Source organism: Devosia elaeis (genome assembly GCF_001650025.1).
Taxonomy (GTDB): Bacteria; Pseudomonadota; Alphaproteobacteria; order Rhizobiales; family Devosiaceae; genus Devosia; species Devosia elaeis.
The window spans coordinates 1-9,136 of the sequence record NZ_LVVY01000073.1 but is presented as its reverse complement, the minus strand read 5'-3'; the positions used below and the strand labels follow the sequence as shown (position 1 = coordinate 9,136).

The window sequence follows — 9,136 nt, the reverse complement described above, 5'->3', positions numbered from 1 at the left end:
CCCTTTCTTCTCTCTTCACAATGTCAATGATCTGACCCATCGTCGTCACCGACTGATACGTCAATGGAAGCCAAGCTTCCGAGTTCCTTAAGGGAAACATGACCCTCTGTCCGGTTGCCCGGCAGATCGTCTGCCCTTTCAGAAGTCGCTGAACAGTGGGAGCGAAGTTCGCTCGGCGTCGTCAGCGTGGCGGGTTGTACTCAGAACCTATCGGCTCGTCAACACCCTATTTTCGTTTTTCTTCCTGGCCGGAATTTCTTCCAATCAGATCAAAATCCGAAAACCCGAAATCAAAAAATTAACTTTTGATTTCAGAGGCTTGCTGCTTTGCTTGCCGCCGTTTGGCGCCGCGCTCTTCAGCGATGAGCGGGTTATAGGGGCGACCTTTCGGCCTGTCACCCCCCTTGATGACAAAAACGACATTTTTTCCGGCGGCGCAGAGACCGCATGTGGAAAACTCGACCAGATCACCAGTGATTAGGGGCTTTTCCCTGCCTGTGCCGAGAGATGGGTGCCATGCCCCATATTTTCAAGAGCTAGGTCCGGCAGGGCCTGCGACGCCCGGCAGTGGCCGGGCTGGTCCGGTCTCCCCCTATATAGGCGGCGCCAGCGCTGCGCCCTTGCACGGTAGGGTGGATTGCCCCATCCACCCCCCCCAGTTTCGCCGTATTTGTCTTCAATACGCTCGATATTGCCATAGGCGGAACGGCTCCTTAGTTTAGGCGCGGCGCTGCGGCGCCCAGCCGGCCGCGGCCGCCTTGGGAATATTCTGCACGGACTGAAGGACGGGGCGTTGAACGCAACCCAGAGACGACGTCACATCGCTCTGCTGAGGGCGACCGGATTCGAGGACAGCCCCGCGCTGACCGTGCAATCCACTGACGGCGAAATTCCGCAGGGCCGCGAACTCAGCTTTGCCTGGTTGAGCGGCACGGTGATGACGGGGCTGACCAGCGTCCTGCTCATGGGCGCGGCGCTCTATGTCTCCTTCCAGGGCCAGGACACCTTTTCGACCGCCTATGCGGCGCTCAAGCTGGCGGCGCCCCGCATCGACCAGCCGCTGGCGACCGACCTGACCTCGAAATCCTCGCGCATGCGCCCGGTGGCCGCGACGCGCTCCGATCTCGAAATCATCGAGGCCGCCATCCGCCAGAATGTCGATGGCCGCGAGATCATCCGCAACCAGCCTTTCGTGCGCATCACCGCGACGCTGGCGACCACCGCCACCTCTCTCTCGGCGGACGTTCCTGCCTATGATCCGGTGGCTATTCTCAATAAGACCCAGCCGCTCAAGCCCGCGACGCTCGACGTCGCCACCGATGTCTATGGCACAGACGTGGATGGCGAAGTGGCGGTCCGCCAGGCGGCGCTGCCCGACAATTTCATTCCCAAAAGGGTCATTTCCGACCAGGGCGCCGCCGATTTCGTGCGCGGCATGGCCGAGGCCTCTTTCTTCAGCGAGAACCCGACGCCGGCCCTGGCCTATGCCTCCATCGCCCCCTCGCTGCACGATCTGACGGCCCCCGGCGATTCGCCGGCCGGTATCGCCGAAAACGTCACCGTGGTTCCCAAATCCATCACCGCAATGCAGGAAGGCCCGGGCCGGTCCGAACGCTTCCTGACGGTGCGGGAGATCGGCCCACTCGCCGATACCCTGGTCCGTAACGGCTTCACCCGCACCCAGGTCTCGATGGTCGAGGGCACGCTTGCCAATCTGATTCCGGCCGGCGGCCTGCCCGAGGGCATCCGATTGCGCATTCTCTATGGTCCGCTGACCAATGCGCCCAACAGCCTGGTGCCGCACCGCATGTCGATCTACCGGCCCGAAGGCGCGCCGGGCGAACGGCATATCGCGACGGTGGCCCTGTCCGACAATGGGCAATATGTGGTCGGCCTGCAGCCCGACTGGGTCGATTTCCCCGAAGAAGATGTCGAGCAGATCAATGTAGGCAATCTGCCCACCATCTATCGCTCCATCTGGGAAACCGGCCGCAAGCACGACCTGTCCGACGACACGATCGAGCGCATTATCGGCATGTTCGCCTATGACCTCGACATGACCAAGCGCATCAGCGCCGGCGACACGATCGAAATCCTGGAAACCGGCGCCACGCCCGAAGCGGCTTCGGAATTGCTCTATGTCGGATTGAGCCTGGGCGGCACCAAGCGACAATTTTATCGCTTCACCGCCCCGGACGGCTCGGTGGATTTCTTCGATCCCGATGGCGAAACCGGCAAACGCTTCCTCAACCGGCGCCCGCTGGAAGGCGGGGGCACGCTGCGCTCGCGCTTCGGCTATCGTATCCACCCGATCTTCAAGACCCGGCGCCTGCATACCGGCGTCGATCTTGCCGCGCCCACCGGCACGCCGATCTATGCCGGCGGCGATGGCACCATCACCTATTACAAATGGCAGTCGGGCTACGGCAACAAGATCGAAATCCAGCACGTCAATGGCTACGAAACCGCCTATGGCCACCTCTCGCGCTACGTGGACGGGCTCGGTGTCGGCAGCCAGGTGCGCCAGGGCCAGTTGATCGGCTATGTCGGCTCGACCGGCCAATCCACCGGACCGCATCTGCATTACGAGATCAAGATCAACGGCAATCTCGTCGATCCGCTCAGCGTCAAGCTGCCCAAGGACAATGTGCTGGCCCCGCAATATCGCGCCGAATTCGACCGCACCATTGCCCAGATCAATGACCTGATGGCCCGCGAGCCCGCTCCCGTCAGCGTGGCGCAAACCAACTAGGCCTATTCCGGCCGCGCCACATAGACCGCCAATTCGTTGCCGCCCGGTTCGCGGAAATGAAAGCGCCGCCCGCCGGGAAAGTTGAATTGCGGCCTTGTGATCACTCCGCCCGCGGCCAGGACGCGCTGCTCGGCCGCATCGAGATCGTCCGTCCGCACCACCGCCATGGTCGCCGCAACCCTTTCGGCGGATTGGTCAATGCCGCCATCCAGTCCGGCGCCCTCGATGCCGTCATAGCTCGGCCCGTAACTGGTTATGCCCCAGCCGAAGGCCTGGCTGAAAAAGCGGCTGGTCCGCTCCCGGTCGGTCGAGGGAAACTCGATATAGTCGAGACGATCGCTCATGCCGCCCCCTCCTTTGTGTTCTTTATTTGTTCTATAGCAACCACACCATTGCGGCAAGCTGAAAAAGGCGGGCCGGGTAAAAACCCGGCCCGCATCGATCCTGGATCAGGCCGCCGCATCGGCGGCGGCGCGCCCGTCGGGCCGCAGCACGATGCCGCTCTCGTCGGCATCGACCAGCACGTGCCCGCCATCGCTGACCTTGCCGGAAAGAATCTCCTCGGCCAGTTCGTCCTGCACCTCGCGCTGAATGACGCGCTTGAGCGGACGGGCACCATAGGCGGGATCATAGCCCTCATTGGCCAGCCAATCGCGAGCCCTGGGGGTCAGCTCCAGCGCGATATCCCGGTCCTTAAGCAGGGCCTCCAGACGACCGAACTGGATATCGACGATGGCGCCCATATGTTCGCGACCCAGCCGGTGGAACAGCAGGATTTCATCGATCCGGTTGAGGAATTCGGGACGGAACGCGGCCTTGACCGCATCGAGAACCTTGCCCCGCACCAATTCGACCGGATCGCCGTCCTTGAGCTCGACCAGATATTCGGCGCCCAGATTGGAAGTCAGGATGATCACCGTGTTGCGGAAATCCACGGTGCGCCCCTGCCCGTCAGTCAGGCGTCCGTCATCCAGAACCTGCAGCAGCACGTTGAAGACATCGGGATGGGCCTTTTCGATCTCGTCGAAGAGGATCACCTGATAGGGCCGGCGCCGCACCGCTTCGGTCAGTACGCCGCCTTCGTCATAGCCGACATAGCCCGGAGGCGCGCCGATCAGGCGGGCGACCGAGTGCTTTTCCATGAACTCGCTCATGTCGAGCCGCACCATGGCGGTCTCGTCGTCGAAGAGGAATTGCGCCAGCGCCTTGGTCAGCTCGGTCTTGCCCACGCCGGTTGGTCCCAGGAACATGAACGAGCCGATGGGCCGGTTCGGGTCCTGCAAGCCGGCGCGCGAGCGGCGCACGGCCTTGGCCACTGCGGCAACCGCCTCGGCCTGCCCGATGACGCGGGCGCCGAGCGAGCTTTCCATATGCAGGAGCTTTTCGCGCTCGCCTTCCATCATCCGGTCGACGGGAATGCCGGTCCTGCGCGAAACCACCTGCGCGATGTCGGTCGGCTCGACCGTTTCCCTGGCCATGACCGGATCGGGCTGGCCGTCGCCATCCGCGTCGTCTGCGGCGCGCAGCCGTTTTTCGAGATCGGGAATGACGCCATAGGCCAGCTCGCCCGCCTTGGCCAGGTCACCCTGGCGCTGCGCGATTTCGAGCTGAGAGCGGGCCGCGTCGAGTTCTTCCTTGATTTTGGTCGAACCCTGCAAGCGCTCCTTTTCCGCCAGCCATTTGGCCGACAGAACCTGCGCCTGTTCTTCGAGCCCGGACAAATCCTGCTCCAGCCGGCCCAGCCGGGTCTTGGAGCCCTCATCGTCTTCCTTCTTCAGGGCCTCACGCTCGATCTTGAGCTGCATGATGCGCCGGTCGAGCTCGTCCAGAGCCTCGGGCTTGGAATCGACAGCCATGCGCAGGCGCGCCGCCGCCTCGTCCATCAGGTCGATGGCCTTGTCGGGCAGGAAACGGTCGGTGATGTAGCGGTTCGACAGCGTCGCCGCGCTCACCAGCGCCGAGTCGGCAATGCGGATGCCGTGATGCAGCTCGTACTTTTCCTTGAGCCCGCGCAGGATCGAGATGGTGTCCTCCACCGTCGGCTCGGAGACGAAGACGGGCTGAAAGCGCCTGGCCAGCGCCGGGTCCTTCTCGACATGCTTGCGATATTCATCGAGCGTGGTGGCGCCGACGCAATGCAGCTCACCGCGCGCCAGGGCGGGCTTGAGCAGGTTGGACGCATCCATGGCGCCCTCGCTCTTGCCGGCACCGACCAGGGTGTGCATTTCGTCGATGAACAGGATGATCTGCCCCTCGGCGGCGGTCACCTCGTTGAGCACGCCTTTTAGCCGCTCCTCGAACTCGCCGCGATATTTCGCGCCGGCAATCAGGGCGCCCATGTCTAATGCCAACAGGCTCTTGTTCTTCAGACTCTCCGGCACATCGCCATTGACGATGCGGATGGCGAGGCCTTCGGCGATGGCCGTCTTGCCCACGCCGGGTTCGCCGATCAGCACCGGATTGTTCTTGGTGCGCCGGCTCAGGACCTGGATGGTGCGCCGGATTTCCTCGTCGCGGCCGATCACCGGGTCGAGCTTGCCCTCGCGCACGTCCTGGGTCAGGTCGCGGGCATATTTCTTGAGCGCGTCATAGGCATTCTCGGCCGAGGCCGAATCGGCGGTGCGCCCCTTGCGAATGGCTTCGATGGCATTGTTGAGGCCCTGCGCAGTCACACCGGAGGAGGCCAGGACCTTGCCGGCATCATTGTCCTTCTCGATCACCAGCGCCAGCAGCAGCCGTTCGACGGTGACGAAGGAATCGCCGGCCTTTTGGGCGGCCTGCTCGGCCGTGTCGAAGACCTTGGCCAGTTCCCGGCTGAGATAAAGCTGGCCGGCATCGCCGCTGACCTTGGGAATCTTGTTGAGGGCCGCCTCGACCCCGGCCCGCGCCGCCTTGGGGTCACCCCCGGCGCGCTGGATCAGGCCATTGGCCATGCCCTGGTCATCGTCGAGCAGGACTTTCAACAGATGCACGGGCGAGAATTGCTGATGCCCCTGCCCCAGAGCGTAGGTCTGCGCAGACTGGATGAAGCCCCGCGCCCGCTCGGTATATTTCTCGATATTCATTCAACTCTCCTTGTCTCGCCCGCCCCATGGCCCCGAAGGCACCGAAAGGACGGCGGAAGCGTCGTTCCCGGAATGCCCGTATCGGCGCATTCCTTCGCCCCATGATGTAGGTATTGGGGAGAGGAACAAAAGAGCTGCAGAACAAAAAGACCAGGTCACCCGCTCCGCCCGGCGCATACTGCCACAAACGAAAAGGCCGGGCATAAAGCCCGGCCTCGAGATCGTTATTCGGCGGCATTGCCGGTGAGGAAAGCCGGCAGTTCCGGCACCTCGGGCTGCGGCGCATTGGCCGGGTCGGCGCCTTCGCCCCCGGCTGGGCGGCGGCGGCGCGGACGACGTTCGCGCGTCTTGCGCGGCGCAGCCTCACCCTCGGCATCCGCGGGAACGGCAGCGGCCTCTTCGGCGGGCTGCGGCTGGGCCGGTGCCTCGGCCGTCTCGCCCTCGCTCTCATTGCCCTGCTGCACGGGCTGGGCCGGCTGGGGCGAGGAGAAGCGGGAATTGACGTCATTGGCGTCGTCGTCGAAATCCACCTCGTCCTGGCTCTGGCCTTCGCGCGGACCGTTCATGGCCTGCTGGGCGGAGGAGACGATGCGGAAATAATGCTCGGCATGCTGCAGGTAATTCTCGGCCATCACCGAATCGCCCGAGGATTGGGCATCGCGGGCGAGCTGCAGATATTTCTCGGCGACATGGGCGGCATTGCCGCGCACCTTCACATCCGGGCCGTTGCTTTCGTAATTGCGCGACAGCGGATTGACATGCTTGCGTCCGCCATTCCGGCCGCGCTGCCGGTTCTTGTTCTGGTTAGGTCTCATAGGTCGCTTTGTCTAAATCTAGAAGTTAAGCGTCACATTTCTGGGGCGGACCGGAGAACAGGCCCGGTCTGGCCCCTGACCCCGGCGGTAAAACAGCGCACCGTGCGGGGCCTAAACTGGCTTCATGAAGACCGAATGCAATCGGCAGCGACCTTCGGAAAAATCCGCCCCGCCTCCGCGTCGTTCCGGGCCACCGGAACTGCGCTGCCTGAAGCAGCCTCTCGCATCTTGGATCGGGTGTGATCGCCGCGGCGCTCATGATGCGCCATTGACAGCAAATTCAAAATATCCGTTTCACCTGCCTTTGGCCAGCGGAAATTGCGGCTCAGCGCGATCGGACATCGTTCTGCCCCTCTATCTGGTGCGCACAAATCACACGTTCAAGCCCGTTGAGGTCCTTGTGAACGGCGATATCGACAAATCCGGCCGCCGCGAACAGGCCCGCGACCGCCGCGCCCTGATCATAGCCGATTTCCACCAGCACCTGCCCGCCCGGCGCGAGAAATTGCCCCGATTCGGCGGCGATGATGCGATAGGGCGCCAGGCCATCCGGCCCGCCATCGAGGGCCAGGCGAGGGTCGAACTGCTTCACTTCCGGCGCCAGCGTCTCGATGACGGCGCTGGAAATATAGGGCGGATTGGAGACGATGAGATCGAAACGCGCACCGCCCTGCCCCGGCGCGGCCAGCGCCCCGAACCAATCGCCCTGGGCCAGGTCGAGCCGCCAGAGCACCCCATGGCGTTCGGCATTGAGCCGGGCGATGGACAGCGCTTCGGGATTGAGGTCGGTGGCCACGGCCCTTGCATCGGGCCTGTTGGCGAGGATGGCGATGGGGATGCAGCCGGTGCCAGTGCCCAGATCGAGCAGGCGGCCGCCGGCCGGCAGGGCCGCGATGGCCAGATCGACCAGCAATTCGGTATCCGGCCGCGGCTCCAGCGTCGCCGGACCAAGCTGGAAGGGCAGGCCGTAGAATTCCTTCTTGCCGATGATCCGCGCCACCGATTCGCCGCCCATGCGGCGCTGGATGAAATCGGCCAGCAGGGCGGCGGCTTCCGGCGCCACCGGATCGTTCTCCCGCGTCGCCAGGGCCAGCGCATCCAGCCCCAGGGCATGGCCGGCCAGCAATTTGGCGTCGAGCGCGGCGGTCTCGAAGCCCAATCGGGTCAGCACGTCCCGCCAGCCGCGCCAGAGCGCCCCGATCCGGACCGGCTCGCTCAGTTGACCTGCTCCATGGCGGCCAATTGCGCCGCCTGGCTCTCGGTGATCAGCGCCTCGATCAATTCGTCCAGGGCTTCGCCGGCGATCACCTTGTCGAGCTTGTAGAGGGTGAGGTTGATGCGATGATCGGTGACCCTTCCCTGCGGGAAATTATAGGTGCGGATGCGCTCGGACCGGTCGCCCGAGCCCACCTGGCCCTTGCGTTCGGCCGAGCGGGCGCTGTCGCGCGCCTCCCGCTGCATTTCATAGAGCCGCGAGCGCAGCACGATCATGGCCTGGGCCCGGTTCTGATGCTGGCTCTTCATCGCCGAGGTGACGACGATGCCGGTCGGGATATGGGTGATGCGCACCGCCGAATCGGTGGTGTTGACGTGCTGGCCGCCGGCGCCCGAGGCGCGCATCGTATCGATGCGGATATCCTCGTTGCGGATCTCGATATCGATGTCTTCCACTTCCGGCAGCACCGCCACCGTGGCCGCCGAGGTATGAATGCGCCCCGACCCTTCCGTAGCCGGCACGCGCTGGACGCGGTGCACGCCCGATTCATATTTCATCCGCGCATAGACGCCCTTGCCGGTGACATTGGCGATGATTTCCTTGAAGCCCCCCATTTCGCCGGGACTCTCCTCCATCACGCTCACCTTCCAGCCCCGCAGGGCAGCGTAGCGCTCATACATGCGGAAGAGATCGCCCGCGAACAGGGCCGCCTCGTCGCCGCCGGTGCCGCCGCGGATTTCCAGGATAATGGATTTTTCGTCCGCTTCGTCCTTGGGCAGCAGCATGATGCGGATCGACTGGGCGAGCTGCTCGATGCGCGCGTCCAGTTCCTCGATCTCGGCCTCGGCCATCTCGGCCATTTCCCTGTCGCCGCTCCTGAGCAGCGCCTCGGCTTCGGCCCGATCCTTCAGCGCCTTCTTGTAGGTGCCGATTTCGCCCACGATCTCGGAAAGGTCCGCATGCTCCTTGCTGAGCCGGGCGAATTCGTCCGGATTGGCCCCGCCGGACAAGGCCGCTTCGATATATTGGAAGCGCGTTTCGAGGGCATCGAGCTTGTCCTGGGGCAGGCTGGGCATTTTTCGGGTCTTTCAGGCAAGTGTCCGGCTGGCTGTAAAGAGCGAAAAGGGCAAGTTCAAGTGCCCAGGCCCAAGCCGGGGCGCAATCGGGACGCGCCGAAGCCCCGGACCGCGTTCCCGCTTCCGGTTTTTTTGGTCGATGGAAGCCCCGAGGCGGATTTCGCCTCTGAGTATAAAAACGAGACGCAAACCGCCCCGGGGCGTCGGGATTT

General features: G+C 63.8%; 6 protein-coding genes. 1 reads left to right on the top strand and 5 read right to left on the bottom strand.

Going from position 1 to position 9,136, the window contains the following annotated elements:
* Positions 1-793 precede the first annotated feature (793 nt).
* The gene (locus A3840_RS07355; protein WP_131798270.1) at positions 794-2,752 is read left to right on the top strand and encodes a M23 family metallopeptidase; all 1,959 of its coding nucleotides are present in this window, start codon (positions 794-796) and stop codon (positions 2,750-2,752) included.
* Positions 2,753-2,754: 2 nt separating this feature from the next.
* On the opposite strand, the gene A3840_RS07350 is transcribed toward A3840_RS07355, so the two are convergent.
* The 5 genes from A3840_RS07350 to prfA all read right to left on the bottom strand — a co-directional run bounded on the left by A3840_RS07350 (position 2,755) and on the right by prfA (position 8,924).
* Positions 2,755-3,096 (bottom strand): VOC family protein, encoded by a 342-nt coding sequence (locus tag A3840_RS07350; RefSeq protein ID WP_067454177.1) that lies wholly within the window; start codon positions 3,094-3,096, stop codon positions 2,755-2,757.
* Positions 3,097-3,201: 105 nt separating this feature from the next.
* Positions 3,202-5,817, bottom strand: a complete 2,616-nt coding sequence (gene clpB / locus A3840_RS07345) for an ATP-dependent chaperone ClpB (RefSeq protein ID WP_067454174.1) — start codon at positions 5,815-5,817, stop codon at positions 3,202-3,204.
* A 224-nt stretch (positions 5,818-6,041) separates the two neighbouring features.
* Complete coding sequence (locus tag A3840_RS20245; RefSeq protein WP_082903723.1) at positions 6,042-6,632, bottom strand: DUF4167 domain-containing protein; 591 nt, start codon at positions 6,630-6,632, stop codon at positions 6,042-6,044.
* A gap of 325 nt (positions 6,633-6,957) precedes the next feature.
* Positions 6,958-7,833 (bottom strand): peptide chain release factor N(5)-glutamine methyltransferase, encoded by an 876-nt coding sequence (gene prmC / locus A3840_RS07335; protein ID WP_067454172.1) that lies wholly within the window; start codon positions 7,831-7,833, stop codon positions 6,958-6,960.
* 14 nt (positions 7,834-7,847) lie between these two features.
* A complete protein-coding gene (prfA, locus tag A3840_RS07330) occupies positions 7,848-8,924 on the bottom strand; it encodes a peptide chain release factor 1 (protein ID WP_067454169.1) in 1,077 nt (358 codons plus the stop codon).
* Between the last annotated feature and the right edge of the window lie 212 nt (positions 8,925-9,136).